Below are 25,314 nucleotides of genomic sequence, written 5' to 3' on the forward strand. Positions count from 1 at the left end.
TGAGCTTTCCGCGCGGGAGGGGGCGTTCCTTCGCCGGCGCAGGCCGGCAGCCAGGCCAGAAGCGCAATGCAACCGAGCCTCGCCAGCGTCTCCATACCAACCCCCCTTCGACATCTTCGCCGATCCTAACGCCTGCCGCGGCCGAGCGGCAGCGGCATTCGTTCACCCAGCCCCGCCTCGAGCGGGGCTCTTCGTTTCGGGAGACCAGAATGGCCAATCCGACCCGCGGGGAGCGGAACAACAACCCTGGCAACATCGAGCGAATCGCCGCGAATCCGTGGCAGGGGCGCCTTTCCGAGGCCGAGTACCGCGGCACCGCCGAATTCCAACGGAATGGCGGCCGGTTCGAGGTGTTCTCCGCGCCGGTCTGGGGCATCCGCGCCCTGGCCGCGCTGCTGATCGCGTATCAGGATCGGCACGGGCTGCGCACCATCCGGGGCATCATCTCGCGCTGGGCGCCGGGCCAGGAGAACGACACCGACGCCTATATCGCCCATGTGGCAAGGCTGACCGGCTTCGGGCCCGACGCCGTGCTCGACCTGCACGGCTACGCCCATCTGGCGCCGCTGGTGAAGGCCGTGATCACCCACGAGAACGGCCGGAACATCTATCCGGATTCGGTGATCGACGACGGCCTGCTGCGGGCGGGCGTGCAGCCGCCGGGCCGCGCCGTGGTCAGCCGCGCCGCCGACCGGGCCAAGACCACGGTGGCGGTGGCGGCCGGCGGCACCGCCGTCCTCGGCGCCGCGGTGGACGGGCTGCAGCAGATCGCGCCGGCCCTCCCGGTGGTGCAGCAGATCGCCGCCCTGCCGCCCGCCGCCCTGGTCGTGGCCGGGGCCGTCGCCGCGGCCGGACTGATCGCCTGGTTGGTGTTGAGGCGGCGATGATCGGGATCGTCGCCGGCCTGCTCGGCTCCAGGCTCGGCCGCTGGGCGGCGTTGGCGCTGCTCGGCGCCGCCCTGGTCGTCCTCGTCCTCTGGCGCGTCTTCGCGGCCGGCCAGGCCGGCGTCGCCGCGCAGCAGACCCAGGAGGCCCTGACCCATGTCCTCGAGACCGTCCGGCGCCACAAGGCGCTGCGCTCTCTCAGCCCTGCTGCTCGCCGCGAGTGGCTGCGCCGCTACGCCCGGCGCCGGGACCGCCGATAGCCTGTGCCTGGTGGCGGCCGAGCCGCCGGTCACCCCCGAATGGGTCGAGGGCGCCGACCAGGCCTGGATCGACTGGCTCGCGCCGATTGTCGATTACGGGCAACGCCACTGCGGCTGGCGGTGAAGGGCTCAGGCCGCGGGGGTCGCCACCGGCGCCGGGTCCGGGGGCGGGCCGGACTGGCGGATCCGCTCCGCCCATTGCCGCATCCGCTGGTATCCGGGCTTCTCGATCCACCGATGCGCCGCCCAGGCCACGACGATGCAGACGGCCAGGGCGGCGATCAGGCTCGCGATCACAAGCGTCGGCGATGACGGCCAGCGGCCGAAGACCCACAGCGCCGCGACCTTGTAGACCCGCAGCACGATGAAATGGGTCATGTAGAGGGCGAAGGACCAGACCCCCATCAGATGCATCGGCCGGGCCGACATCACCGCGGCCGGGCCGGGGCCGGCGACCGAGAGGGCCAGGACGATATAGCAGAAGATCGGGCTCGCCACCCAGTCGGCCTCGCCGAAGACGATCACGACCACCATGGCCAGGACCGCGAGCGTGACGCTGACGCCCGATCCCAGCCAGGGGGTGGCGCGGCGGACCGGCGCCGCGTGCGACACCTGCTCGGCAATCATGCCGAGAACGAAGCCGCAGAGGCAGCGCATCACAGCGCCGTCCTCGGTCAGGCTCAGCGTTCCCGACGGGCTGATCGATTCGAGCCAGGCCAGGCCCGCGATCGCTGCGCCGACCACCAGCGTCAGCATCGCCGCGGGGCAGCGGATCAGGGCGACGAACAGGGCGGGGAACAGGAAATAGGCCGCCCACTCGGCGCTGATCGACCAGGCGACGGTGTTCCAGCTCGGGCCGTGGCCGAAGAACCAGACCTGGACCAGGAACAGGTTCTCAAGCCAGGCGCCGACGGTGTTGGTCTCGGAAAAGGGGGGCGTATCGCCGACACTGGTAAAATATTTGATGAACTCGAGTGGGAGCAGGATCGCCAGTGTGGCGGCGTTGAGGGCGAACAGGCGGCCCAGGCGCTTCGTCAGGAAATACCCGTAATCGGCCCGGCGAAGGCTCTGCTCGAACAGATGCCGGTTGGCCCGGCATATGATGAAGCCGCTGAGCACGAAAAAGAAATCCACGGCGAGATAGCCGTCGGATATGATCCCGATGTGACCGGTCTTGAAGCTGATCGGCAGGACTCCGCGATCGGAGAGATCATTGATTATCGCCTGCAGGTGAAACAGTACGACAATAAATGCCGCGACGCCTCGGGCACTGGTCAATGGCTTTATTTCTTCAAGTTCTTTCATAGAAATTCGATAGTGAATGATATTATTTGCATCTTTGCCGGAAGCTGAAGGGCGGTCAAGGCTGACGTTAGGTGCCGGCGAGAGGGCACAGCTTCCTGGCGGCCGATGCCGGGGCGGCCCGACCTGCCGCCCCGGCGATCCCTCAGAACCGCCCCGCGCGGAAGTCCTCGATCGCGTCGACGATCTGGGCTTCCGTGTTCATGACGAAGGGGCCGTACTTCGCCACCGGCTCGCGCAGCGGCTTGCCGGCGACGATCAGCAGCCGCGCCGGACCGCCCTTGGCCGCCGCCCGCACGCCGTCGCCGGCGCCGAGCACGCCCAGGGTGCCGCGTTCCAGCGATTCGCCGCCGATCTCGGCCGCGCCCTGATAGGCATAGGCGAAGCCGGCATGGCCCTCCGGCAGCGGCACATCGACCGCGGCGCCGGCCTCCAGATGGACATCCAGATAGACCGGCTCGGTGGTGCCGCCCTCGGCCGCGCCCGTGGTGCCGCCGAAGCCGCCGGCGATGACGCGGACCGTGGCCCCAGGCGCCGCTGTCACCTCCGGCACCGCCGTGGCCGGGATGTCCTGGTAGCGCGGTGCCGTCATCTTCTCCGCCGCCGGCAGGTTGACCCAGAGCTGGAAGCCCCACATCAGCCCGTCCTCCTGCTCCGGCATCTCCGAATGCACGATGCCGCGGCCGGCGGTCATCCACTGCACGCTGCCGGGACCGAGCAGGCCGACATTGCCCTTGTTGTCGCCGTGCCGCATCCGGCCGGCCAGCATGTAGGTCACGGTCTCGAAGCCGCGATGCGGATGGTCCGGAAAGCCGGCCAGATAGTCGGCCGCGTCGTCGGAGCGGAACTCGTCCAGCATCAGGAAGGGGTCGAGGTCGGGCAGGCCGGGCTGGCCGATCACCCGGGTCAGCTTGACCCCGGCGCCGTCGCTGGCCGGGCGGCCGCGCAGGGTGCGGGTCACGCCGCGCGGGCGGGCGAGGGTGGTGCTGTTGGTCGCCATCATCGTCTCCGTTTCGGGCGCCGGGGTCGGCGCCGCGCTCTGCCACCAAGATCGGGGCGGCGGACGGCGGGGAGAATGCAGCTTTCCCCGAAACCGCCGTTCGCTATGATCGAACGATGCGGTACCGGCTCGACGACATCGCCACCTTCCTGCAGGTGGTCGACAGCGGCAGCATCAGCGCCGCGGCGCGGCGGCTGAACCTGTCGAAATCCGTGGTCAGCAAGCGGGTCAGCGATCTCGAGGCCGCGCTGGGCGGAGCCTTGCTGCAGCGCTCGACGCGGCGGGTGCTGCCGACCGAACGCGGCCTCGCCTTCTACGAGCGCGGCCGCGGCATCCTGCGCCAGCTCGACGAGGCGGCGGAGGAGGTGGCGGAGGGCGACGGCGATCTGCGCGGCTCCCTGCGCGTCGCGGCGCCGATGAGCTTCGGCACGCTCTATCTCGGCCCGGTGCTGTTCGACTTCGCCCGCCAGCACCCGCGGCTGACGCTGACCCTCGACCTCGACGACCGCATGGTCGATCTGGCGGGGCAGGGCTACGACCTCGCCATCCGCATCACCCGGCCGCGCGATTCGGCGCTGATCGCCCGCCGCCTCGCCGCCAGCCGGCGCGTGGTCTGCGCCAGCCCGGGCTACGCCGCGACGGTCGGGCTGCCGCGGAGCCTGTCGGAGCTGCCGCAGCACGAGGCGATCGGCCATGCCGAGGTGCCGTCCACCTGGCTGTGGCAGTTCGAGCCCTTCGCCGCCGGCGGGCCGCCGCGCAGCGTGGCGATGCGCAGTCGGATCAGCGTCAACAACGGCGAGGCGGCGCGGGATGCGGCCGTTGCGGGGCTGGGCCTCGCCGTGCTGCCGACCTTCATCGTCGCCGACGCCCTGCGCCAGGGCCGGCTGCTGGCGGTGGCGCTGGACGCCGAGCCGGTGGCGGATGTGATCCACGCGCTCTATCCACAGACCCGCCACCTGTCGCGCCGGGTGCGGGCGCTGATCGAGCACCTGGCCGACAGCTGCGGCGAGGCCGCGCCCTGGGAACAGGGGCTGTCGTTCGCCCCGGCCGAACGCCGGGTTTCCTGATCCGGCGCTTTCGCGGGCGGCCGCCCGACCCGATCTTCCCGGCGTCACCACCGGACAGGAGATCGCCATGATCACGCTGCACGACCGCATGGCCCGGGGCCGCACCGAGACCGGCCTGATCGAGGCGCGCCACAGCTTCTCCTTCGGCCGGTTCCACGACCCGGCGCGGATGGGGTTCCGGTCGCTGCGCGTGCTGAACGAGGATCGGGTCGTCCCGGGCGCCGGCTTCCCGGCGCATCCCCATGCCGAGATGGAGATCCTGACCTATGTGCTGTCCGGCGCGGTCGAGCATCGCGACAGCCTCGGCGACGCCGCGGTGATCCGGGCGGGCGAGCTGCAGCGCATGACCGCCGGCACCGGCATCGTCCACGCCGAGATGAACGCCTCGGCCACAGAGCCGCTGCACCTGCTGCAGATCTGGATCCATCCGGACCGCCGCGGCCTCGCGCCCGGCTACGAGCAGGCCAGCCTCGAGGGCGGGGCCCTGCGCGGGCTGCGGCTGGTGGCGGGGCCCGAGGCCGGCGACGGCGTCCTGAGGATCCACCAGGACGCTCGGCTCTTCATCGCGCGGCTCGCCGCCGGCGAGACGGTGGAGCATGCGATCGCGCCGGGACGGGCCGCCTTCGTGCAGCTGACCCGCGGAGTCGTCCTGCTCGACGGGCACGAGATGCGGGAAGGCGACGGCGCCGCGGTCGAGGACGAGCCCGGCCTTCGGATCACGGCCGAGACCGAGGCGGAGTTCCTGCTGTTCGATCTCGCCTGAGCGTTCCCCTGCAGCCCGAGCCCAGCGTCCCGGGCCGGGCTGCAGGGGCCCTCGACCGGCTGCCGTCGATCCTGGCAGGATGTCGGCCGGCCTTCTTCGAGAGCATCGCAGCCGCCGACCATGCGCATCGCCCTGCTGATCGCGGCCATCGCCGTGTTCCTGACCGGAATCGGCGTCTGGAGCTTCGCCATCACCGGCAACCTGGCCGGACTCGACGGCGGCCGCGCCATCCGGTTCGCAGCCGGCGCTGCGGTCGCCGCGCTGCTGCTGATCGGCGGTTTCGTCCTCCTGATCCTGCGGACTCGGCCGCGCGGCCGGGATCGCCGCTGACCCGACGGTGCCGGGGGTTGCGCCGGCCGCCGCGCTGTGGCCGGATGCCGGAAATCGCGGGAAGCGCAGCAGACCAGGAATGGCCGACGATCCGATGACCGAGCCGCCGCAGCGGGTGGGGTTCCTCCTGGTGCCGAACTTCTCGATGATGGCCCTGTCGGCAATTCTGGAGCCGTTGCGGGCCGCCAACTGGGTGGCGCGGCGCACGCTCTACGACTGGCGGCTGCTCTCGGTCGACGGCGAGCCGGTCACGGCCAGCAATGGCGGCGTCCTGATGGCCCAGGGCGCGGTCGGGCCGGAGGATTCCTTCACCATGGTGGTGGTGGTCGCCGGGCTGGACCCGCAGAACGGGCGGGACGACCGCATCCTGGCCTGGCTGCGACGGATGGCCCGGCGCGGCACGCGGATCGGCGCGGTCTCGACCGGCACCTATCATCTCGCCTGGGCCGGGCTCCTCGACGGCTATCGCTGCACCATCCATTGGGAGAATCTCAGCGCCTTCACCGAGACCTTCCCGCGGCTCGACGTCACCGGGCGGCTGTTCGAGATCGACCGCGACCGCTTCACCTCTGCCGGCGGCACCGCGTCGCTGGACCTGACCCATTACCTGATCGCCCAGGCCCACGGCATCGACCTCGCCAACCAGGTGGCGGAGCAGTTCCTGCACGCCCGGCCGCGCCAGGGCCATGCGCCGCAGCGGATGGAGCTGCGCGAGCGGCTCGGCGTCAGCCACCCGAAGCTGCTGGCCGCAATCGCCGAGATCGAGGCCAATCTGGCGGAACCGCTGCCGCGGGCGGCGTTGGCCCGGGCCGCCGGGCTGTCGACCCGGCAACTGGAGCGGCTGTTCCGGATCTATCTGAACTGCACCCCCTCGCAGTACTATCTCGAGGCGCGGCTGAAGCACGCGCAGATCCTGCTGGCGCAGACCTCGATGCCGGTGCTGGAGGTGGCGGTGGCCTGCGGCTTCGCCTCGGCCTCGCATTTCGCCAAATGCTACCGCGCCCTGTTCAACCATTCGCCGCGGGCGGAGCGGGCGCCGCGCCCGGTCGGGCCGGCCCAGCTCATGGGCCAGCGCCGGGCATGGTAGGGGCTATGGCAGCTGCACGCGGGCGGCGGTGACGCGGTTCTCGCCCTTCTGCCTGTCGCGGACAACGCCCCAGATGACGTTCTGCTGCGTGCGGTCCCAGGCGATGCCCTGGCCGGCGATGTCGAGCGGCGCGGTGCCGACCCAGCGCAGCACGGAGCCCGCCTCCGGCAGCGTCAGGGCATAGGCCTCCGGCTCGTCATGGCCGGTGATCCAGAGCCGCCCGTCCGGCCCCCAGGAACCGCCGGAATTGCTCATGTCGCCGAACTTCTCCAGCAGTTCCGGCGGCGGCACCCAGGCTTCGGCGACGCGCCAGTCGGCGTCGAAGCGGACGATCTGGGTGTTGTATTTGTTGCCATAGGCGAGGGGGCTGCGGTCGAACACCCGGTTGTAGTTGGCGAAGGCGCCCCACCAGGCTCCGTCATGATAGTCGATCCAGGTCAGCGAGCCGCGGTCGATGCCGAAGCTGTGCGTACCGACATGCTTCAGCGTCGCCGCGTCCCAGATCTCGACCGAGCTGGTCATCGGCCATTCCGGGTAGTTGGAGTGGGCGGTGTAGAGCTTGCCGTCGACGACCACGCCGCTGTCGAGATGGACGATCGGCCCGTCCTTGGCTTCGCTCCAGACGGTTATGCGGGCACCAGTCTTCTTGTCGTAGCGAGCGATCGCCCGGCTGTTGATCGCGTAGAAGGAGTCGGCATCCACCGCCACGGCCTGCCGCGCCTCCGCCGCGGGGAAGGAGGCGACCGCCTCGACCTGGTGCGGCTTCGGTTCGTCCGACCAGGCCGGGACCGACAGGAGGCCGGCGGCGAGAAGCAGGGCTGGAGCACCGGTCATGCGGATCATCGATCGTCCCCTCGCATCTATCGAGGGCGCCGACCCTAGGACGGGGAGCATGACAGGACGATGATGCTTCGTTGATGCTTCGGTTGCCGGTCGGTCACCCGACGGCCTCGGCCTGCCGCAGGATTTCGGCCAGGCCGGCGGGCAGGGTGCGGCTCAGCACCATCACCTGCAGCCGAAGCAGCGCGGCGACGGTCAGCGAATCGGTGATCCGGCCGTCGGCGACCATGGCGAAGGCCTCTTCCAGCGGCACCGTGCGCAGCGCCAGATCCTCCGTCTCCTCCGGCTCGGCTTTGCCCTCGGTCAGACCCCAGGCGACGAACAGATGGGCGGTCTCGGTCGAGACGCTGTTCGACAGGTGCATGGTCAGGAGATCGTGCCAATGCGCCGCCTCCAGCCCGGTCTCCTCGCGCAGCTCGCGCTGCGCCGACAGGATCGGCGGCACCTGCGGGTCGCCGCCGCCCTCCGGGATCTCCCAGCTGTAGACGCCGGGGGCGTAGCGGTACTGCCCGACCAGGGTGATGCGGCCGCGGTCGTCGATCGGGACCACCCCGATCGCCAGATTCTTGTAGGTGACGACGCCGTAGATCCCCGGCGTGCCGGCCGGGGTCAGGACGTCGTGCTCGTCGACCTTGATCCAGGGGTTCTCGTAGACCGGCTTGATCTTCAGCGTCGTCCAGCGGTTCAGGCTGCGATCGCAATTGCCGCCGTCACCATTCGCCACGGACGTCCTCCACCAGCCGCTCCAGCCGGTTCAGGTCGGCGACGTGCAGGTGGTCGGTCGTCCGCACGACGATGCCCGACCGGGCCAGGTCGCTCAGCACCCGCGCCACGGTCTCGCGGGTGGTGCTGACCCGGCTGGCGATGTCGGAATGCACCGGGATCGGCCGGATCGTCGCGGTGCCGTCCGGCTGCGCGCCGTGCAGGGCCAGGCGCAGCAGCTCGGCATGCACCCGGTTGTTGGCGCCGAGCGTGCTCAGATCCATGATCCGTTCATTGGCGCGCCGCACCATGCCGACCAGATGCACCATCAGGGCCAGCGCCAGGGGCGGATGCTCGGTCACGGCGCTGCGGAAGACGGCGGTGGGCAGGGCGGCGACGGTGGCATCGGTCAACGCCATGACGTTCGCCGAGCGCGGCGCCTTGTCCAGCGCCGACAATTCGCCGAACACGGCGCCCGGCGGGAGGTCGTCGAAGGTGATCTCGCGGCCGGAGGCGGAATAGATCACCACCCGGACCCTGCCTTCGACCAGGAAATAGACGTGATCGGGATCGTCGTTCCGGTCGATGATCTGCTCATGCGGCACGAAGCGCTGCCAGCGGCACTGCTTCTGCAGCTCGTCGCGCAGAGCGGCCGGAGCGACCGCGAGGAGGTCGATCCCGTCGAGGGGGCGGGCGTCGTTGACAGGCACGGGTACGTCTCGTTCTGGAAGCGCGCCAGAATAGGGCCGGCGGGCCGCGCCCGCCAGAGCCGATATGCACCCCTCAGCTCGACCGGCCGAAAGCGGGGCGCAGAGCACGTCCCGGGACGGCCCGGCGGAGCCAATCGCGTGCCGGAATCTCGATCCAGCGGTGCAGCAGGGTGGCGAGCGGCAGCAGCGCCACGACCATCACGGCGATGACCGCCAGTGACTGCGCCGCGGAGAACCCTGCATCCTTCAGCTCGCGCCCGGTGACCAGGCGCCAGCCCAGATGCACGCTGTCGAGCAGCAGCATCTGGGCCAGGTAGACGGCGTAGGAGATGTCGCCGAGGAAGATCATCGGGCGGCTGCCCAGCGCCCGGCCCACTCGTGCCGTGTTCTGCGCCAGGCAGAGGATCAAGAGGCCGAACAGCGGCACCACGAAGACGCCGCGCATGTTCAGGTGCATGGCCAGAACGATGGCTGTGATGACCGTCAGAGCCGCGGTGTCGGTCGCCATCCAGCCCGGCGCGTCGTCCTGCCAGAGGCGGTACAGGATCATGCCGCCGACGAAGCCGAGAAAGCAGCGCGGCACGCCCCAGTCGTTCGTCAGGTCGAGATCGAGCTGCGGTCCGGCCGACAGCAGGGCGAAGCCGACCAGGGTTGCCACATACAGCAGAAGCAGCCCTGCCGGGCGCAGCCGGGCGACCACCGGCACCAGCAACGGGAAGGCGAGGCCGACGATCCATTCGGCGCTGATCGACCAGGACGGTCCATTCCAGGTGATGGTGTCGTAAATTCCGGCCGCGTTCAGCAGCAGCAGGCTGCCCGGCAGGGTGGCGAGGGTGTGGGAGCCGCCGAAGGCGTCGAGGCCCGAGCGGTCGACCGCGAGCTTCACCAGCTCCAGCAGAACGAAGCCGCCCAGCACGACCAGGTGCAGCGGGTACAGCCGCGCGAACCGGGCCCGCAGGAAGGGCCCCAGCTTCGCCGCGGACGGCCCGTCGGCGAAACTGCGCCCATAGACATGCATCAGGATGAAGCCGCTGAGCGCGAAGAACAGGTCGACGAAGAGATAGCTCTTGCCGAAGAAGAAGGTCAGATCGGTTGGGTGCAGGTTCGGGAAGGACCCGATCGAATAGTGGAACAGAACGACGCAGAGCGCAGCGATGCCACGCAGTGCGGTGAGGGCGGGAAAGTATTGCTGCTGGCTGCGAAGAGATGCCTCGGCCATGACCCCGGAATGCTGTTGTTGAAGGCGCCTGATGGACCGAACCAACGGGCGGACGGATCGTTCCCCGGGCTGCGGCGTCCCGCCTCAGCCCCGCCCGGCCAGCGCCTGCTCCTCGATGCCGATGCGGTGATGCAGCAGCAGCGCGTTGGCGAGCGAGAAGACGATCGCGATCACCCAGGCATCGAAGGCCAGAGGCAGCACCGCGATTTCGGCCGCGACGATCAGGTAGTTGGGGTGTCGCAGCCAGCGATAGGGGCCGCGTCGCACCAGCGGCGCGCCGGGCAGGCTCAGCACCCGCGTGGTCCAATACGGCCCCAGCGTCGCTACGACCCAGACCCGGGCAACCTGCAGCAGCAGGAACAGGACTAGAAGTGGCCAGAAGGGGGTGCGGTCCGCAGGCACCAGCAGGAAGATCGCCAGCAGCCAGGCGCCGTGCAGCAGGATGAACAGCGGATAGTGCCGGGCGCCGCTCTCGACCGCGCCCCGGGCGCGCAGCCGCGCCTCGTTGCGGCGGGCATAGGCCAGCTCGCCCAGGCGCTGCGCCGCCACCAGCAGCACCATCCATTGCGCCCAGCCGAGCATCAGCCGCAATCCAGCACGGCGAAGCCGGCGCAGAAGCCGGGGCCCAGCGCGCTCAGAAGCCAGCGCCCGGCCATCCGCCGGCGCTTCTCAGCCAGCACGAACAGCACGGTCACGGCTGACATGTTGCCATAGCGGCGCAGCACCGTCCGCTCGGCCGCCAGCGCCGAATCCGGCAGCTCGAAGGCATCGCGCAGCGCCTCGACGACCTTGGTGCCCCCGGGGTGGAACACGAAGCCGGCGAGGTCGTCGAGCCCGAGGCCGTGCCGGGCGAGGAACGCCTCCGTCGCCGGCCGCAGGTCGCGACGCACCAGGGCCGGGATGTCGCGTGAGAAGATCACGCCGAGGCCGTCCGCTTCGACCGACCAGCCCATCACGTCGAGGGTGCCGGGCCAGCGGTGCTCGCCGGTCGGGCCCAGTGCCGGCACGCCGTCCTCCGGCCGGATCAGCACCGCCGCGGCGCCGTCGCCGAACAACGCGGTGGCGACCACGTTGCTCTTGGTCAGGTCGTCGCGGCGGAAGGTCGGGCCGCACAGCTCCACCACCAGCAGCAGCACCGTGCCGCCCAGGGCGCGCGACAGCGCCGCAGCGCGGGCGAAGCCCAGCACGCCGCCGGCGCAGCCCAGGCCGAACACCGGCAGCCGCACCACATCCGGCCGGAACGGAAGCCGCTCCATCAGCCGCGCGTCGAGGCTGGGCGTGGCGATGCCGGTCGAGCAGATGGTGACGATGGCGTCGACCTCGCCGGCGCCGATGCCGCCTTCGTCCAGACAGCGCCTTGCCGCGTCCTCCAGCAGGTCGAGCGCCGTGTCCAGGAACACCGCGCTGCGGTCGTGCCAGTCATGCGGGGCGAAGTACCAGTCCAGCGGCACGGCGGAACGGCGGGTGTCGATTCCGGCCGCGTCGTAGATCGGAGCCATGCGCTCGAACAGCTCCGGCCGTGCCGCGAAAACGCGCCGGGCGCCGTCGCGCGCCTCGGCCTGGGTGATCACATGAGGGGGAACGGCCGTCGCCAGCCCCGCGAGCCTAGGCATGCTCTACCTCCGCGGGGTCGATGCCCGCTCAGCGAGAGACCAGGGAATTGGTCCTCCAAGGCTGTTCGGGTAGAGCGACCGCCGCGTTTCTTGCGGAGGGTGCCGTCAGGATGCCGCAGGGCCGGTGATCCGGCGCGGCCGCAGTGCCGTGGCGGCGACCAGGGCGGCGGCGAGGCAGGCGGCTGCCGCGCCCATCGCCAGGGGCGGGAAGCCGGAAGCGGCATAGCCGATCCCGGCCAGGCCGGTGCCGGTCAGGGTGCCGAGATAGGTGACGGCGCTGTTCAGCCCCAGCACCGCCCCGCGCGCCTCGGGCTTCGCCCGGGACAGCAGCAGCACCAGGATGTTCAGCCCGAAATGGTTGGCGAAGCCCCACAGCCCGGTCAGCGCGGCGATCGCGGCGAAGCTGTGCGCGGCCGGCGGCATCAGCGCGTAGATCGCCGCCACTACCAGCAGCACCATCGGGAAAAGACGACGCGGCCCCAGCCTGTCGACCAGCCCGTCGCCCAGGCTGGCGGCGCCGAAGCCGAGGCCATAGGTCAGCACGATCAGCCCGGCCTGGCCGGCGGTGAGGCCGAGCTCGACCCGCACATGGTCGCCGATGAAGGCATAGACGCCGTAGAAGGCGGCCATGAAGCCGAGGCAGATCGACAGCAGCGCCGGCACGCCGGGATAGGCGAGGGGGGCGATCAGCGCCCCGGGACCCGGCCGGGCCGCCGCCGCTCGGGACGGAAGCGCCGGCAGGCGGGCGATGCCGGCCAGGGCGAGGGTTGCCAGGCCAGCCAGCAGCAGGAAGACGGCGCGCCAGCCCAGCGTCTCGGCGATCAGTGCGGCGGCCGGCACCCCGGCCACCAGCGAGATCGACCAGCCGGTCAGCACCCGGCCCAGAACCCGAGATTCGCGGCCCGGCGGCGCGATCGTGGTGGCCAAGGTATAGATCGAGGGCAGGATCACCCCGGCGCCGAAGCCGGCCAGCGCCTGCGCGACGGTCAACATCAGCCAGTGCACGGCCAACGCCGAGAGGAGCGTCGCCAGGGCCAGCCCGATCATGCCGGCGAACAGCGCCCGGCGCGGGCCGATACGATCGATCTGCGGCGCCAGCAGGAAGGCGGACAGCGCAGTCGCGCCGCCATAGGCGGCAATCGCCCGCGACACCGCCACCGGTGTCGCCGCCATCGCCTCCGCGACATCGCCCAGGATCGGGCTCAGCACCAGCGAGTTCGAGCCGACCACGGCGATGCCGGCGGTCAGGATCGCCGTCTGCAGCGAGATGGCTCTGTGATGTTGATGGTGTTCGGGCATGTGATGATAATCGCCGAACCTGGTTCGGTCATGAAGGGCGATTCTCGTGGTCATCGAAAATACGAAAGCGGTTCGGCGCCGGCCCGCCGAAATCCCCTCCGTCGACGCTGTCGACCGAAAACTGTTAGGGCTGCTCGCGACCGATGCGACGCTGAGCTACGCCGAGCTCGGGCGAGCGCTGAACCTGTCGCCGCCGGCGGTGCATGAGCGGGTGAAGCGGCTGAAGCGCGACGGGGTGATCAGGGCCACTGTGGCGGCGCTGGACGGGCGCAAGCTCGGCAAGCCGATCCTGGCCTTCATCCATGTCAACACGACCGGCTGGGGCAAGACGCCGGAGATGCTCGGCCTGTCGAAGCTGCCGGATGTAGAGGAGATCCACACCGTCACCGGCGACACCTGCGTCCTGCTGAAGGTGCGGACGCAGGACGCACAGGGTTTAGAGGACCTATTGCGGGTGATCTACGACATCCCGGGCGTCCAGGGCACGCGCAGCTACATCGTCCTCAGCTCGCATCTGGAGCGAGGAGCTCTGCCGGCCGACTAGGGAGAGGGCGACACGTCCACGGTTTGCGCGGGCCGCAGGCGGCATTCGGCCAGGCGGTCCAGCTCGTTCAACTCGGCGGCATGGCGCTGGCCCCAGTCGCACAGCGCGCGCAGCACCGGTTCCAAGCTCAGGCCCAGCGCTGTCGCCGAATACTCCACCCGCGGCGGCACCTGGCGGAAGATCTCGCGGTGGACCAGGCCGTGCTCCTCCATCTCGCGCAGCTGCTGGATCAGCACCTTCTGGCTGATCTCGGGCAAGGTCCGCCCGAGCTGCGACAGCCGCCGCGGCCCGTCGAACAGATGGTAGAGGATCACCGCCTTCCAGCGGCCGCCGATCACCTTCAAGGCGCGCTCGACCGGCAGCACCGGCAGCCGCTTGATCGTCTCGGCCATGGTCACCTTCTGGTCAGTATGGAACGAAAGGGTGTGTAGAGCCGTCGAGCGGCATACTGGCAGAAGGCGCTTCATGCTGTCCAACGCCGGGTGACCCCATGAAGGCCGTTCAGTTCAGCCGCTTCGGCGGCCCAGAGGTGCTCGAGATCATCGACCTGCCGATCCCTCAGCCTGGCCCCGGTGAGGTGCTGGTCCGGGTGCGGGCCGCCGGGGTGAACTATTTCGAGACGCTGCTGCGCCGGAACCTCTACGCCGTGACGCCCGAGCTGCCGATGGTCCCGGGTGTCGAGGTGGCGGGAGAGGTCGAGGCGATGGGGGAAGGGGGCGATGTGGCGCTGATCGGTGCGCGGGTCGCGGTGCCGATGTTCGCAACGGGTCGCCCTTTTGGAGGCTATGCAGACTACGTGGTGGTCGATGCCGCCTCGACCGTGCCTCTGCCCAAGGGCCTGTCTTTCGAGGATGCTGCAGCGCTGCTGGTGCAGGGGCTGTCGGCGCTGCATCTGGTGCGGCGGAGCCCACCCCGCGGCCGGACGGTGCTGGTCACCGCCGCGGCCGGCGGCGTCGGCTCGCTGCTGCTGCAGCTGGCCCGGCGCGCCGGCGCGGAGCAGGTGATCGCCGCAGCAGGCGGCCGGGCGAAGCTGGACGTCGCCCGCAGCCTCGGGGCGGATCTCGGCGTCGACTACGGCGAGCCCGGCTGGGCCGCCCGGGTCCGCGACGCCAGCGGCGGCACCGGGGCCGACATCGTCTATGACACCGTCGGCGGCGCGGTGACCAGGGCCTGCCTCGAAGCCCTGGCGCCGCGCGGCGAGCTGGTGTTCGGCGCGCTGGGGCGGTTCGAGCTCGGAGCGGCCGAGCTGGAGGGAATGATCCTCCAGAACCAGTCCCTGAAGGGTTTCGCCCTGCTGCCGCTGCTGACACCCGAAGGTCTACGGACCGATCTGGCGGGACTGTTCGACTTGGCCGCGACCGGCGCGCTGAAGGTGATTCAGGGCGGCCGCTACCGCCTGGACCAGGCCGCGGAGGCGCACCGGGCGCTTGAGAGCCGCCGAAGCACCGGCAAGGTCGTGCTCATCCCGTAGGAAGGCTTAGCCGCGCTCGCGCCGGTAGTGCAGGATCACGGCGCCGGTGTCGAGCGGCCTGGTCTCGGTCAGCTTGAGGTCGATCCGGTCGAAGCCCGGTTCGAACAGCCGCTTGCCGTCGCCGAACAGGTTCGGCGTCACCATCAGCCGGTATTCGTCGAACAGGTCGCGAACGACGAAGCTCTGGGCGATGCCGGCGCCGCCGAACATGAACAGGTCTCCCTCGCCCTCCGCCTTCAGCCGTGCGACGGCGCCCTCCAGGTCGTCGCGCACCACCGTGCCGTTCCAGCCGGGATCGCCGACCAGCGTGGTCGAGAACACGGTCTTGGGCAGGCGGTTCATCACCGCGGCGTAGGGGACGCCGGCGGCCGGGCTGTTCGGGTCGGTCGCCGCCGGCTCCCAGAACGCCTTGTTGAACAGGAAGTTGACCCGGCCGTAGAGCAGGTGCCCGGCCCGCTCCAGGGCATAGCCGGACCAATGCGTCGCCAGGTCGTCGGACCATTCCGGCGCCACGAACTCCCCCTTCGGCCCGGTGATGTAGCCGTCGAGGCTGATGAACATCGACAGAACGGCCTTACGCATCGGTTCCCTCCGAGTTGGATACAAACTGATTGCGAATAGAAACTGGTTGTCTTCTAGATCATCCGATTGCATATTGCAAGCGGAAAGGAGGCGACCCATCATGAGCAGCGAACCGCGATCCGGCTGTCCGATCAATCTCACTCTCGAGGCCCTGGGCGACCGCTGGAGCCTGCTGGTGATCCGCGACATCATGTTCGGCGACCGGCGACATTTCCGGGAGCTGCTGACCCAGTCGGAGGAGGGGATCGCCTCCAACATCCTGGCCGACCGGCTGAAGCGGCTGACCGAGGCCGGATTCCTGACCCGCACCGGCGACGAGAGCCACAAGCAGAAGGCAATTTACAGCCTGACCGAGAAGGCGATCCAACTGGTGCCGCTGCTCGCCCATATGGGCGCCTGGGGCCGCCGCCACCTGCCGGCCACCCGCGACCTGTCGATCCGCGCCCAACTGCTGGAGGAGGGCGGACCGGCGCTGTGGGAGGAGTTCATGGACGATCTGCGCCACCTCCATCTCGGCCAGCCGCGCCGGCGCAGCGGCCCGACGGTCGCCGAGCGGCTGCGCCAGGCGTTTCTGGAGGTCCGCGCGGCCGGCTGATCCGGTCGATGCCGGGGAAAAATTTCGGCAGGATGTCGGTCCGTCGGCGCAGCAGGCGTCCTCGGTGCATCGAACGCTGATCCCAGGAGACCATCCATGACCGACACCCCCAAACCCGCCTCCGACCGCGAGCTGGTGCTGACCCGCCTGATCGACGCGCCGCGCGAGAAGCTGTTCCGGGCCTGGACCGAGCCCGAGCTGATGAAGCAGTGGTTCACGCCGCGGCCCTGGACCACCCCGGTGATCGAGGTCGATCTGCGTCCAGGCGGCTCCAACCTGATCGTGATGCGCGGCCCCGACGGCACCGAATCCCCGATGCGGGGCGTCTATCTCGAAGTGGTCAAGAACGAGCGCATCGTCTTCACCGATGCCTACACCAAGGCCTGGGAGCCGTCGGAGAAGCCGTTCTTCACCGGCGTCATCACCTTCGAGGACGAGGACGGGAAGACCCGCTACACGGCCCGGGCGCTGCACTGGACCGTCGCCGATCGCGAGGAGCACGAGAAGATGGGCTTCCACGAAGGCTGGGGCCAGTGCGCCGACCAGCTGGCGGCGCTGGTCGCCAGGATTTGATACAGGCGAGCCCACGAGAGAGCCGTCATTGCGAGCGCAGCGAAGCAATCCAGGGCAGCGAGAACGGCAGCATGGATTGCTTCGTCGGCTTCGCCTCCTCGCAATGACGGTTCTCTCTGGACAGCGGCCGGCTGATCAGCCGGCCGCCGCTTTGCTGCGATAGTGATAGCGATACAGCTCCGTCCGGAAGCCGAGCGACGCATAGAGGGCCAGGGCCGGCCGGTTGTCGGTCATCACCTGCAGGCAGGCGCCGCCGGCGCCTTGCGTCAGCGCCCAGTCCATCAGATGGCCGACGGTCCGGGCCCCGTATCCGCGCTGGCGATGCTCCGGATGGGTGGCGACGGCCTCGACCACCAGAAGCCGGTCATGCACGACCCCGTAGGCCTTCGCCACCACCTGGCCGTCGATACGGCAGGCCGCGAAGGCCCTGGGCAGGACGATGCTGTCGACCATCCGGCGGAAGATGGGGTCGGCCGGGTCGGACCGCAGGGCGAGCCAATCCTCGCCCGGCCGGTCCATCAGCTCGATCTCAGCACAGTCCCTTGGCCGGTGGTCGGCCAGACCCGCCAGCAGGGTGGTGGTCTCGGCCTCGGCGGCATAGCCCTGCCGTTGCAGCGGCCCGTCCATGCCAGCCGCGATCGACGGCACCCGGAAGATGGCCGGCTGCCCGAGGCCGCGATAGATGCTCTCGGTCGCGGCGATGATGCCGCTCGGGTCGTGCGGACCGCCCCGCAGCGGATTGACCGAGTTGGTCCGGCGCGTGGTTCCGCCCGACGCCCGCAGCAGCCAGCCGCCCAGCAGCACCTGCCGTGGCGACGGCCAGGCGTTCTGGCAGGCTTCCTCCACTCTCCAGGCGATATCGTCGGCGGACATGAGCACTGACCCGAAAACGGAAAGGGCCGGACGGATGTCCGACCCTCGTCCCTTGTAGCGGCGATTCGAGGCCGGTTGCAGCCCTTCAGCGCCGCGGCAGCAGCTTCTGCACCTCGTCGGCGGCGTCGGCCAAGGCTTCCTCCGGCGTCGCGCTCTGCTCGACCACCCGCGACAGGTTGTCGACGATGGTCTGGGTCACCTTCACGCCGTTGCTGCCGGGGAAGGCGTACCAGGGCCGCATCTTCGGCATCTGCTCCAGCCCGGCGCGGAACAGCGGGTTCTTGGCGTAGAAGTCGCCGAGATATTCAGGCGACTTGGCCGCCAGCTCATTGTTCGGGACATAGCCGGTGCCCGGCACCACCACCGAGGCGCCATAGGGGCCGGCGGCGAATTTGATGAACTCCCACGCCGCCTGCTGCTTGGCCGGGTCGCGGGTCAGCATCACCGCGGCGTTGCCGCCGGTCGGCAGCCTGCCCTTGGCCGGATCCAGTAGCGGGATCGGCGCGGTGCGCAGCTCGAACTTGTCGCCGACATTCTTGATGGTGTTGCGCAGCGCGCCCGTGGTCTGGAAGGCGAAGCCGACCTTGCCGGCGACGAAGGCCTGCTCGCCAGCCGACTTGGTGAAGACCGGCATGCCGCCTTCGGTCACCATGCGCTGGACCAGGGTGAAGGCGGCCAGGCCCTCCGGCCCGTCGAAGGCGACCTTCTTCTCGTCCGGCGTCAGCATCTCGCCACCGGCGCCGAACAGGAGGGCGCTGAACATCCAGTCGTCGCCCTGCCAGCGGAAGTCGATGCCGCCGACGCCGTCGCCCAGCGCCTTGATCTTGGCGCCCAGCGCCAGGACCTCGTCCCAGGTCTTGGGCGGCGTGTCCGGGTCGCCGCCGGCTTTCCGCACCAGGTCGGCGTTGTAGTACATGATCGGGTTCGAGGTGGCGAAGGCCAGCCCGGCCTGCTGCCCGCCGAACTGGGCCAGGCCGAGGATATGGTCGCTGAAGCCCTGCTCGGCCATATGGCCGTCCTTCTCGACAAAGGGCCTGAGGTCGACCGAGATGCCGCGCTCCGCCACCACCCGAAGCCGGTTCAGGCCGATGAAGGTGATGTCCGGCATTTCCGCGGTGCCGGCCTGGCGCAGGATCTGCTGCAGCCCGTCCTCATAGGTCGGCGAGGGGCTGGCGAAGACGATCTTCACGTCCGGATGCTCGGCCATGAACTTCTGCGAGATCGTGTCCATCACGTCCTTGAAGAAGCCCGGCATCGGGTAGTGGACGGTCAGGGTGGTTTCGGCCTGCGCGGCGCCGGTCATCGCGGCCGCCAGCGCCATGCCCGCCAGCGCGGTTCGGATCAGTCTCACGATTGCCCCTCTCTGGAAATGCGACCGGGTCAGCCCTTCAGCCCGGTCAGGGTGATGCCTTCGATGAAGCGGCGCTGGGCTGCCAGGAAGGCGGCGACCAGCGGCAGTGTGACGATCACCGTCGCCGCCATCAGCGCGCCGTAATCGTCGCCGGCCTCGGCGGCGCGGAAGAACAGCAGGCCCAGCGGCGGCGTCGCCATCCTGGTGTCGCTGACCACGATCAGCGGCCAGAACAGGTCGTTCCAATGGGCGACGACCGAGAAGATCGCGAAGGCGGTGATCGCCGGCCAGGCGTTCGGCACGATGACGCGCCAGACGATCGCCAGTTCCGACATCCCGTCCAGCCGGGCCGCAGCGATCAGGTCGTCCGGCATCGCCCGAAAGAACTGCAGGAACAGGAAGATGCCGAACACCGAGATGGTGAAGGGCGCGACCAGCGCGACATAGGTGTTCAGCGTGCCGGTGGCCGACAGCGCGACGTAGATCGGCAGGGCGATGGCATGGATCGGCACCAGCAGGCCCAGCATGATCATCGTGACCATGACCTTGGAGCCGCGGAAGCGCAGCTTGGCCATGGCATAGGCGCAGGGCACGGCGACCAGCACCTGCAGCACCAGGATCAGGCCGCAGACGATGACGCCGTTCAGCAGAATCTGCGCCATCGGCACCCGGGTCAGCGCCTTGGTCAGATTCTCGGCCAATGCCCAGCGCTGCGGCAGCAGCGACAGGGAGGAGGAGAAGATCTCGTCCTGCGACTTGGCCGCGACCGACAGCATCCACAGATAGGGCGCGATGAAGACCAGGGCGCCAGCCGACAGCAGGGCCAGGCGCACGATCCGCAGCAGGCTCCAGGGTTGGCGGCTCATGTGTAATGCACCCGCCGGTCGAGCACCCGGTACTGCAGCAGCATCAGCGCCACCAGCACGGCCAGGAACACCACCGTCATCGCCGAGGCGTAGCCGACGCGGAGATAGACGAAGCCCTCCTGGTAGATAGTCCAGAGCAGGACCTCCGACGCCTTGTTCGGGCCACCCTGGGTCAGGGTGCCGACGGTCTCGAACACCTTCACCGCATTGACCACGCTGATGGTGATCACGAAGAGGGTGGTCGGCCCCAGCATCGGCCAGGTGACCAGCCGGAACCGCTCCCAGACGCTGGCGGCGCCGTCGATCTCGGCGGCGGCGTACAGCTCGCGCGGGATCGCGGTCAGCCCGGCCAGGAACAGCACCATGTTGAAGCCGACCGACTGCCACACCCCGATCAGCGCCAGGCTCAGCAGCACGGTCTTGCTGTCGCCCAGCCAGTTCGGGCCGGCGATGCCGAACAGGCGCAGCATCTCGTTCACCGGGCCGATGCTGGGGTGCAGCAGGTACTGCCAGACGGTGGCCATGGCCACGAGCAGCGAGGCGACGGGCAGGAAGTAGACGGTGCGGAACAGCGCCCGGCCGCGCGTCTCCGCCTCGATCAGCAGCGCGACGCCGAGGCCGAGCAGCACCGAGGCCGGAGTGACGATGGCGGTGTAGACCGCGGTGTTCTTCAGCGAGATCAGGAAGGTGCGGTCGCCCAGCAGCTCGGCGTAGTTGTCGAGGCCGATGAACTGCACGCCGTCATAGCCCAGCTCGAAATCGGTCAGGCTGAAGCCCAGCACCGCCAGGGTCGGGGCCAGGATCAGCGCCGCCAGCAGCAGCACCGCCGGGGCGGACAGGCGCCAGGCGGCGAAGCCCTCCGCCCGCGCCGCGGCCCGGGCAGCCCGGCGGGCGGTGCCGTCATCTAACACCAGGTCAGCCATGGGCAGCGATCCGCAGCGGCGTCGCCGTGACCGGCAGACGGCCGCCCTCGGGGCCGAAGACCAGGACGTCGGCGGCGTCGACCGCCAGGGTCGCCGCGGTGCCCGGCGCCAGCTCGGCGGCCAGGGCCGGGGCGGTCTTGGCGACCAGCTCCGCCCCGTCGGCTAGGGTGAGGAAGACCAGCAGCTCGGAGCCCAGGAACTCCAGCCGGTGCACCGTCGCCGCCAAGCCGGGCTGGCCCGGCATCAGGAAGCGCAGCGCTTCCGGCCGCACGCCCAGCGTCACCGCGGTGCCGGGCGCGGCCTCGACGCCGTCGACCAGGATCCGGCCGCCAATGCGGGCGGCGCGCGCTTCGTCCAGCACCGCTTGCAGCAGGTTGATGCGCGGGCTGCCGATGAACTGCGCCACCTCGACATGGGCCGGGTCGGCATAGACCCGGGCCGGGCTGTCCAGCTGCAGCAGGCGGCCGCCCATCATCACCGCAACCCGATCGGCCATGCTCAAGGCCTCCGACTGGTCATGGGTGACATAGAGCGTGGTGACCCCGGCGCGGCGGTGCAGCTCGACGATCTCGCCGCGGGTGTGGACCCGCAGGTTGGCGTCGAGATTCGACAGCGGCTCGTCCATCAGGAAGGCGGCGGGCCGGCGCACCAGGGCCCGGGCCAGGGCTACGCGCTGGCGCTGCCCGCCCGACATCTGGCCCGGCTTGCGGTCCAGCAGATGGTCGATCCTCAGGCTCGCCGCGGTCTCGCGCACCTGGACCTGGATCTCCGTGCGCAGGGCGCGCTGGCCGGGCATCAGGTTGCCGATGAAGGGCAGGCGCTGGGCCGTCGACAGTCGCCGCATCGCCAGCGGCACCGCGATGTTCTGCGCCGCGGTCAGATGCGGGTACAGCGCGTAGGACTGGAACACCATGGCGATATCGCGCGCCGCCGGGCGCAGCGCGGTGATGTCGCGGTCGCCCAGCTGCACCGAGCCGGTGTCGGCATGCTCCAGCCCGGCGGCGATGCGGAGCAGGGTGGTCTTGCCGCAGCCGGACGGCCCGACCAGGGCGATGAACTCGCCCGGCGCGGCGTCGATGGTGACATCCTGCAGAATGCGGTTGCCGCCGAAGGCCTTGCTGATGCGGCGCAGCGCCAGCCCGGTCACGACGCGCCCTCGGCGGGCTGGTGGCGCGGATAGACCTCGTGGATCACATCGTCGATCAGGAAGGGCCGCAGCGCCGGCAGCTCGACGATCTCGCTCGACGCGGTCTCGTCCAGCGTGTGGATCACGGCGCCGAGGATGCGGTCGCCCGGCATGTCGCGCTCCATTGGCCCGACGATGAAGCCGGAGGAGGGGCCCCAGACGTAGCGCGTGCCGGCCTGGACGCCGGTCCAGGCCCGGTGCAGATGGCCGCTGGCGACCAGGGCCACGCCGTGCCGTTCGAACAGCTCCAAGAACCGACGGCGCTGCGCCGGGCGGATGCTCCAATAGCCGGTGTCGCCCTCGTCCGGCTGGTCGACGAAGAGGGGCTTGTGGGTGAACACCACGACGCCCTGGCCCTCGCAAGCCTGCAGCACGCCCTCCAGCCAGGCGAATTGCTCTGCCTCCTCCTCGTCGCCGGCGCCGATGACCTGGCTGTTCAGACCGATCAGGCGCCAGCCGGGCTGGTCGTGCACCCAGCGGTCCGGCCCGACGATGCGGCGCCAGCGCTCCAGCCGCTCAAGGGTCACCGGCTGGCGGGTGCCGGGCAGGTCGCCGACATCGTGGTTGCCGGGCACTGAGAGGACGGGACAGGGCAAGCCGCGGAGCAGCTCGGCGCAGTATTCCAGATCGGCTTCGACATCCGCCCCATCGACGCTGAGGTCGCCGGTGTGGACCACCAGGTCCGGCCGGGCGCCCTGCAGCCAGTCTGCCAGGGGCGCCCAGTTCGGCGCGAAATGCCGCTTGCCGGGGCTGAGATGGGTATCGGTGATCTGGATCACCCGCACGGGTCGGCTCCTTGCTGCTGCCGATCGCGCCGGACGTCATGGCAAATCACCCGCGCATCGGGCGGCCCGACGGGCGGCGGCAATCGGATGTGTCGAAAAGCGAGCGTTGGTGCCGCGGCCGGTGTCCGGTTCCGCTGCGTCTCGCGGCGCGCGGATGATAGGGAGTGGAGATGACGGATCTGTTTCGGCCCGGTGAAGAATCGATGTCCGCCGGACCGGATCGAAGGTCGACGCCCCGGAACATCGGCGGGCATCATGCTTCGGGGGACGACTCGAAGAAGGCAGATGGATGATCGTTCAGGCGCTTGGAGCAGCATGGCGGTGACGGAGGCGGCGCCCCGCCGGCGATCGCCGCTCCTGATGGCACTGGTGCAATGGAACCGTGCCACCATCCCCTGGCCGGTGGCGCTGCGCAACGCGCTGGCCGTGGCGCTGCCGGTGATCCTGGGCGTGATCTTCGGCCAGACCGACGTCGGCCTCGCCGTCGCCGGCGGCGCGCTCAATGTCGTCACCTCGGACGCGCCGGGACCGCATGCGCTTCGCCTGCGTCGCATGATGCTGATCTCGCTCGGCGCCGGGCTCGCGGCGCTGGCCGGCTTCTCGCTTGGTACCCATTGGCCGCTGTTCCTGCCGGTGCTGGCGGTCTCGGCCTTCCTGCTCGCCATGCTGGTGGCGCTCGGCCCGGTGGCGACGCAGGGCGGCACCGCGATCCTGATCGTGCTGGTGGTGACCGCCGGCACCGCCGGCCACGGATTCGATCCCTGGGCGGCTTCCGGCCTGTTCCTCGCCGGCGGTCTGCTGGCGACGCTGCTTTCCGTCGCCGCCTGGCCGCTGCGGATCTACCAGCCGGAGCGCGACGCGCTGGCCTCGGTCTACCGCATGCTGTCGGAGATCGCGCGGGCGATGCCGGAGGACACCGAATTCATGCCGCTGGCCGATTCCCTGGGCGAGGCGCAGCAGCTGCTGGCCCGCAGCGGTGCCGCCCGGATCCGCGGGGTGGAGGCGTTCCGGGTGCTGCTCGGCCTGGCCGAGCGCATCCGGCTCGAGCTCTTGGCGCTGTCCGACCTACGCGGCCAAGTCGACGACCCGGCGCTGCCGGCCGTGATGCGCCAGGCGGCGGTGGTGCTGCGCGGCCTCGGCATGGCGCTGCGCCAAGGCCGGCCGATGGAGGGCGGGGCGGCGCTGAAGGGCTTCGAGGCGGCGCTGGCCGGGCTGCGCGACGCCCGCCACGCGACGCATGATCCGCTCCTGCGGTCGCGCCTGCACCTGGCGGAGGCGCGGGCGATCGGCCTGGCCGGCGCGCTGCGCGCCGCGATCCGCAACACGGCCGAGGCCGGCGTCCGCGGCGACCGGCGGGCGGCCGAGCGCGACGCCCTGCAGCCGCCGGCGCTGCGCCCCGGCGCGCCGCTGGCGACGCTGCGCGCCAACCTGTCGCTGTCCTCGGCCGCCGGCCGCCATGCGCTGCGCTGCGCCGCCTGTGTGGTGGCGGCGGAGGCGCTGGGCCGTGCCGTCGGCCTGCCGCAGTACTACTGGATCGCCATGACGGTGGTGATCGTGCTGAAGCCGGATTTCGGCGGCACCGTCAGCTTCGGCCTGCTGCGCATGTTCGGCACCCTGGCCGGCCTGCTGGTGGCCTCGGCGGTGGTCTATCTCGTGTTCGACCATCCGCTGGCCCAGGCGCTCTTGATCGCACCGCTCTATTTCGGCTTCCGTTACCTGGCGCCGGTGCATTACGGCCTGGCGGTATCGCTGCTGACCGCCGTGGTGGTGCTGCTGCTCGGCCTGGCCGGCCAGCCGGCCGGGCACACGCTGCTGGACCGCGGCGTCGCCACCGTGCTGGGCAGCCTGCTGGCGCTGGCCGCCTATCTGCTGTGGCCGACCTGGGAGCGGGGGCGAGAGCGGCCGGTGATCGCCGCGATGCTCGACGCCTATGCCGCATACCTGAAGGCGCTCCTGGGCGCCGACCCGAAGGCCCAGGCTGATGCCCGTGCCGCCGCCCGCGCCGCCCGTGTGAACGCCCAGGCCTCGGTCGAGCGGCTGCGGGTCGAGCCGGCTGATCCCGGTCAGCCGGCGCGGGCCGAGGCGATCTTCGCCAACGCCAACCGCATCCTGCGCGCCGGCATGGCGCTGGAAAGCGCGCTGCACGACCACGGCGCGGCGGCGCTGGCGAAGCATGCCGCGATCGAGCCCTTCGGCCGCGCCGTCGCCGCCGCCCTGGGCGAGCTGGCCTCCGCCCTGCGCGACCATCGGCCGCCGGCGATCCCATCCGACCTGCCGGCCCGGCACCGGGCCTTGGCGGAGCTGCTCGACCCCGCCGGCCTGCCGGAGACCGACCGGCCGGTGACCATGGCCCTCCTGGAAGCGACCGATCGTATGATCGATGCCGTCGAAACGCTCGCTGGCGTGATCGGGGCCGGGGCGTGCTCACCATCGCAGCCGGAGCGGCGGGCAGTGGCTTAGAGGGGCCGATCTCGGCGACACTGATGGGT

The 25,314-nt window shown here is 70.3% G+C and carries 28 protein-coding genes; 11 read left to right on the forward strand and 17 right to left on the reverse strand.

The features are described from left to right. Nucleotides 1-209: 209 nt before the first annotated feature. Nucleotides 210-887 (forward strand): hypothetical protein, encoded by a 678-nt coding sequence (locus KXR53_RS17190; RefSeq protein ID WP_437376464.1) that lies wholly within the window; start codon nt 210-212, stop codon nt 885-887. Beyond that, on the forward strand, nt 884-1,144 hold the full coding sequence (locus KXR53_RS17195; protein ID WP_437376465.1) for a hypothetical protein: 261 nt from the start codon (nt 884-886) through the stop codon (nt 1,142-1,144). The genes KXR53_RS17190 and KXR53_RS17195 overlap by 4 nt, the downstream gene beginning before the upstream one ends. A 129-nt stretch (nt 1,145-1,273) precedes the next feature. Here KXR53_RS17195 and KXR53_RS17200 read toward each other — a convergent pair whose 3' ends face one another. Beyond that, nucleotides 1,274-2,449: an acyltransferase family protein gene (locus KXR53_RS17200; protein ID WP_437376466.1), complete on the reverse strand. Its 1,176-nt coding sequence runs from the start codon at nt 2,447-2,449 to the stop codon at nt 1,274-1,276. Between the two features lie 142 nt (nt 2,450-2,591). Next, nucleotides 2,592-3,446 carry a pirin family protein gene (locus tag KXR53_RS17205; RefSeq protein ID WP_437376467.1) on the reverse strand — a complete coding sequence of 285 codons (855 nt, stop codon included), beginning with the start codon at nt 3,444-3,446 and terminating at the stop codon, nt 2,592-2,594. A gap of 116 nt (nt 3,447-3,562) precedes the next feature. Between KXR53_RS17205 and KXR53_RS17210 the strand changes: the two genes are divergently transcribed. The 4 genes from KXR53_RS17210 to KXR53_RS17225 all read left to right on the forward strand — a co-directional run bounded on the left by KXR53_RS17210 (nt 3,563) and on the right by KXR53_RS17225 (nt 6,693). After that, nucleotides 3,563-4,513, forward strand: a complete 951-nt coding sequence (locus tag KXR53_RS17210) for a LysR family transcriptional regulator (RefSeq protein ID WP_437376468.1) — start codon at nt 3,563-3,565, stop codon at nt 4,511-4,513. A 67-nt stretch (nt 4,514-4,580) separates the two neighbouring features. Beyond that, on the forward strand, nt 4,581-5,276 hold the full coding sequence (locus tag KXR53_RS17215) for a pirin family protein (RefSeq protein ID WP_437376469.1): 696 nt from the start codon (nt 4,581-4,583) through the stop codon (nt 5,274-5,276). Nucleotides 5,277-5,396: 120 nt separating this feature from the next. Next, the gene (locus KXR53_RS17220) at nt 5,397-5,606 is read left to right on the forward strand and encodes a hypothetical protein (RefSeq protein ID WP_437376470.1); all 210 of its coding nucleotides are present in this window, start codon (nt 5,397-5,399) and stop codon (nt 5,604-5,606) included. A 79-nt stretch (nt 5,607-5,685) separates the two neighbouring features. Next, nucleotides 5,686-6,693, forward strand: a complete 1,008-nt coding sequence (locus KXR53_RS17225; protein ID WP_437376471.1) for a GlxA family transcriptional regulator — start codon at nt 5,686-5,688, stop codon at nt 6,691-6,693. A 3-nt stretch (nt 6,694-6,696) separates the two neighbouring features. On the opposite strand, the gene KXR53_RS17230 is transcribed toward KXR53_RS17225, so the two are convergent. From KXR53_RS17230 to KXR53_RS17260, 7 genes are all read right to left on the reverse strand, one after another. Continuing rightward, nucleotides 6,697-7,536, reverse strand: a complete 840-nt coding sequence (locus KXR53_RS17230; protein WP_437376472.1) for a hypothetical protein — start codon at nt 7,534-7,536, stop codon at nt 6,697-6,699. Between the two features lie 94 nt (nt 7,537-7,630). Further along, a complete protein-coding gene (locus tag KXR53_RS17235; RefSeq protein ID WP_437376473.1) occupies nt 7,631-8,257 on the reverse strand; it encodes an NUDIX domain-containing protein in 627 nt (208 codons plus the stop codon). Then, nucleotides 8,244-8,945: a Crp/Fnr family transcriptional regulator gene (locus KXR53_RS17240; RefSeq protein ID WP_437376474.1), complete on the reverse strand. Its 702-nt coding sequence runs from the start codon at nt 8,943-8,945 to the stop codon at nt 8,244-8,246. Before KXR53_RS17240 ends, KXR53_RS17235 begins: the two co-directional genes overlap by 14 nt. A 73-nt stretch (nt 8,946-9,018) precedes the next feature. After that, nucleotides 9,019-10,164 carry an acyltransferase family protein gene (locus KXR53_RS17245; protein WP_437376475.1) on the reverse strand — a complete coding sequence of 382 codons (1,146 nt, stop codon included), beginning with the start codon at nt 10,162-10,164 and terminating at the stop codon, nt 9,019-9,021. A gap of 84 nt (nt 10,165-10,248) precedes the next feature. After that, nucleotides 10,249-10,746, reverse strand: coding sequence for an isoprenylcysteine carboxyl methyltransferase family protein (locus KXR53_RS17250; RefSeq protein ID WP_437376476.1), 498 nt, complete (start codon nt 10,744-10,746; stop codon nt 10,249-10,251). Next, nucleotides 10,746-11,777 carry a type III polyketide synthase gene (locus tag KXR53_RS17255; protein ID WP_437376477.1) on the reverse strand — a complete coding sequence of 344 codons (1,032 nt, stop codon included), beginning with the start codon at nt 11,775-11,777 and terminating at the stop codon, nt 10,746-10,748. Before KXR53_RS17255 ends, KXR53_RS17250 begins: the two co-directional genes overlap by 1 nt. A gap of 105 nt (nt 11,778-11,882) precedes the next feature. Continuing rightward, nucleotides 11,883-13,076 (reverse strand): MFS transporter, encoded by a 1,194-nt coding sequence (locus KXR53_RS17260; RefSeq protein WP_437376478.1) that lies wholly within the window; start codon nt 13,074-13,076, stop codon nt 11,883-11,885. A 46-nt stretch (nt 13,077-13,122) separates the two neighbouring features. Here KXR53_RS17260 and KXR53_RS17265 point away from each other — a divergent pair, with 46 nt between their 5' ends. Beyond that, nucleotides 13,123-13,620, forward strand: a complete 498-nt coding sequence (locus KXR53_RS17265) for an Lrp/AsnC family transcriptional regulator (protein ID WP_437376479.1) — start codon at nt 13,123-13,125, stop codon at nt 13,618-13,620. Here KXR53_RS17265 and KXR53_RS17270 read toward each other — a convergent pair. Further along, a complete protein-coding gene (locus tag KXR53_RS17270) occupies nt 13,617-14,012 on the reverse strand; it encodes a winged helix-turn-helix transcriptional regulator (RefSeq protein WP_437376480.1) in 396 nt (131 codons plus the stop codon). The genes KXR53_RS17265 and KXR53_RS17270 overlap by 4 nt on opposite strands. A 98-nt stretch (nt 14,013-14,110) precedes the next feature. On the opposite strand from KXR53_RS17270, the gene KXR53_RS17275 reads away from it, so the two are divergent. Further along, nucleotides 14,111-15,091 carry a quinone oxidoreductase family protein gene (locus KXR53_RS17275; protein ID WP_437376481.1) on the forward strand — a complete coding sequence of 327 codons (981 nt, stop codon included), beginning with the start codon at nt 14,111-14,113 and terminating at the stop codon, nt 15,089-15,091. A 6-nt stretch (nt 15,092-15,097) separates the two neighbouring features. Here KXR53_RS17275 and KXR53_RS17280 read toward each other — a convergent pair whose 3' ends face one another. Beyond that, a complete protein-coding gene (locus KXR53_RS17280) occupies nt 15,098-15,673 on the reverse strand; it encodes a dihydrofolate reductase family protein (protein ID WP_437376482.1) in 576 nt (191 codons plus the stop codon). Between the two features lie 100 nt (nt 15,674-15,773). Here KXR53_RS17280 and KXR53_RS17285 point away from each other — a divergent pair, with 100 nt between their 5' ends. Both KXR53_RS17285 and KXR53_RS17290 read left to right on the forward strand, forming a co-directional pair. Further along, nucleotides 15,774-16,268 carry a winged helix-turn-helix transcriptional regulator gene (locus tag KXR53_RS17285; RefSeq protein ID WP_437376483.1) on the forward strand — a complete coding sequence of 165 codons (495 nt, stop codon included), beginning with the start codon at nt 15,774-15,776 and terminating at the stop codon, nt 16,266-16,268. 96 nt (nt 16,269-16,364) lie between these two features. Next, entirely contained in the window at nt 16,365-16,841 is a 477-nt protein-coding gene (locus KXR53_RS17290; protein WP_437376484.1) for an SRPBCC family protein, read from the forward strand. A gap of 135 nt (nt 16,842-16,976) precedes the next feature. Here KXR53_RS17290 and KXR53_RS17295 read toward each other — a convergent pair whose 3' ends face one another. The 6 genes from KXR53_RS17295 to KXR53_RS17320 form a co-directional block, all read right to left on the reverse strand. Continuing rightward, entirely contained in the window at nt 16,977-17,714 is a 738-nt protein-coding gene (locus KXR53_RS17295) for a GNAT family N-acetyltransferase (RefSeq protein ID WP_437376485.1), read from the reverse strand. Nucleotides 17,715-17,799: 85 nt separating this feature from the next. Further along, entirely contained in the window at nt 17,800-19,065 is a 1,266-nt protein-coding gene (locus tag KXR53_RS17300) for an ABC transporter substrate-binding protein (protein ID WP_437376486.1), read from the reverse strand. A 29-nt stretch (nt 19,066-19,094) separates the two neighbouring features. Further along, entirely contained in the window at nt 19,095-19,931 is an 837-nt protein-coding gene (locus tag KXR53_RS17305) for a carbohydrate ABC transporter permease (protein ID WP_437376487.1), read from the reverse strand. Then, nucleotides 19,928-20,854: a carbohydrate ABC transporter permease gene (locus tag KXR53_RS17310; RefSeq protein ID WP_437376488.1), complete on the reverse strand. Its 927-nt coding sequence runs from the start codon at nt 20,852-20,854 to the stop codon at nt 19,928-19,930. The genes KXR53_RS17305 and KXR53_RS17310 overlap by 4 nt, the downstream gene beginning before the upstream one ends. Beyond that, complete coding sequence (locus KXR53_RS17315; protein ID WP_437376489.1) at nt 20,847-22,001, reverse strand: ABC transporter ATP-binding protein; 1,155 nt, start codon at nt 21,999-22,001, stop codon at nt 20,847-20,849. Before KXR53_RS17315 ends, KXR53_RS17310 begins: the two co-directional genes overlap by 8 nt. Continuing rightward, the gene (locus tag KXR53_RS17320) at nt 21,998-22,825 is read right to left on the reverse strand and encodes a metallophosphoesterase family protein (RefSeq protein ID WP_437376490.1); all 828 of its coding nucleotides are present in this window, start codon (nt 22,823-22,825) and stop codon (nt 21,998-22,000) included. Before KXR53_RS17320 ends, KXR53_RS17315 begins: the two co-directional genes overlap by 4 nt. 285 nt (nt 22,826-23,110) lie before the next feature. Between KXR53_RS17320 and KXR53_RS17325 the strand changes: the two genes are divergently transcribed. Continuing rightward, entirely contained in the window at nt 23,111-25,285 is a 2,175-nt protein-coding gene (locus tag KXR53_RS17325; RefSeq protein ID WP_437376491.1) for an FUSC family protein, read from the forward strand. Nucleotides 25,286-25,314: the final 29 nt, after the last annotated feature.

Source organism: Inquilinus limosus, assembly GCF_051487185.1.
Taxonomy (GTDB): Bacteria; Pseudomonadota; Alphaproteobacteria; order DSM-16000; family Inquilinaceae; genus Inquilinus; species Inquilinus limosus_F.

Bases quoted from the DNA above. Each gene is read 5' to 3' on its own strand.
- KXR53_RS17190 (WP_437376464.1), top strand. From the start codon at position 210: ATGGCCAATCCGACCCGCGGGGAGCGGAACAACAACCCTGGCAACATC.
- KXR53_RS17195 (WP_437376465.1), top strand. From the start codon at position 884: ATGATCGGGATCGTCGCCGGCCTGCTCGGCTCCAGGCTCGGCCGCTGG.
- KXR53_RS17200 (WP_437376466.1), bottom strand. From the start codon at position 2,449: ATGAAAGAACTTGAAGAAATAAAGCCATTGACCAGTGCCCGAGGCGTC.
- KXR53_RS17205 (WP_437376467.1), bottom strand. From the start codon at position 3,446: ATGGCGACCAACAGCACCACCCTCGCCCGCCCGCGCGGCGTGACCCGC.
- KXR53_RS17210 (WP_437376468.1), top strand. From the start codon at position 3,563: ATGCGGTACCGGCTCGACGACATCGCCACCTTCCTGCAGGTGGTCGAC.
- KXR53_RS17215 (WP_437376469.1), top strand. From the start codon at position 4,581: ATGATCACGCTGCACGACCGCATGGCCCGGGGCCGCACCGAGACCGGC.
- KXR53_RS17220 (WP_437376470.1), top strand. From the start codon at position 5,397: ATGCGCATCGCCCTGCTGATCGCGGCCATCGCCGTGTTCCTGACCGGA.
- KXR53_RS17225 (WP_437376471.1), top strand. From the start codon at position 5,686: ATGGCCGACGATCCGATGACCGAGCCGCCGCAGCGGGTGGGGTTCCTC.
- KXR53_RS17230 (WP_437376472.1), bottom strand. From the start codon at position 7,536: ATGATCCGCATGACCGGTGCTCCAGCCCTGCTTCTCGCCGCCGGCCTC.
- KXR53_RS17245 (WP_437376475.1), bottom strand. From the start codon at position 10,164: ATGGCCGAGGCATCTCTTCGCAGCCAGCAGCAATACTTTCCCGCCCTC.
- KXR53_RS17250 (WP_437376476.1), bottom strand. From the start codon at position 10,746: ATGCTCGGCTGGGCGCAATGGATGGTGCTGCTGGTGGCGGCGCAGCGC.
- KXR53_RS17255 (WP_437376477.1), bottom strand. From the start codon at position 11,777: ATGCCTAGGCTCGCGGGGCTGGCGACGGCCGTTCCCCCTCATGTGATC.
- KXR53_RS17260 (WP_437376478.1), bottom strand. From the start codon at position 13,076: ATGCCCGAACACCATCAACATCACAGAGCCATCTCGCTGCAGACGGCG.
- KXR53_RS17270 (WP_437376480.1), bottom strand. From the start codon at position 14,012: ATGGCCGAGACGATCAAGCGGCTGCCGGTGCTGCCGGTCGAGCGCGCC.
- KXR53_RS17275 (WP_437376481.1), top strand. From the start codon at position 14,111: ATGAAGGCCGTTCAGTTCAGCCGCTTCGGCGGCCCAGAGGTGCTCGAG.
- KXR53_RS17280 (WP_437376482.1), bottom strand. From the start codon at position 15,673: ATGCGTAAGGCCGTTCTGTCGATGTTCATCAGCCTCGACGGCTACATC.
- KXR53_RS17285 (WP_437376483.1), top strand. From the start codon at position 15,774: ATGAGCAGCGAACCGCGATCCGGCTGTCCGATCAATCTCACTCTCGAG.
- KXR53_RS17290 (WP_437376484.1), top strand. From the start codon at position 16,365: ATGACCGACACCCCCAAACCCGCCTCCGACCGCGAGCTGGTGCTGACC.
- KXR53_RS17295 (WP_437376485.1), bottom strand. From the start codon at position 17,714: ATGTCCGCCGACGATATCGCCTGGAGAGTGGAGGAAGCCTGCCAGAAC.
- KXR53_RS17305 (WP_437376487.1), bottom strand. From the start codon at position 19,931: ATGAGCCGCCAACCCTGGAGCCTGCTGCGGATCGTGCGCCTGGCCCTG.
- KXR53_RS17310 (WP_437376488.1), bottom strand. From the start codon at position 20,854: ATGGCTGACCTGGTGTTAGATGACGGCACCGCCCGCCGGGCTGCCCGG.
- KXR53_RS17325 (WP_437376491.1), top strand. From the start codon at position 23,111: ATGGATGATCGTTCAGGCGCTTGGAGCAGCATGGCGGTGACGGAGGCG.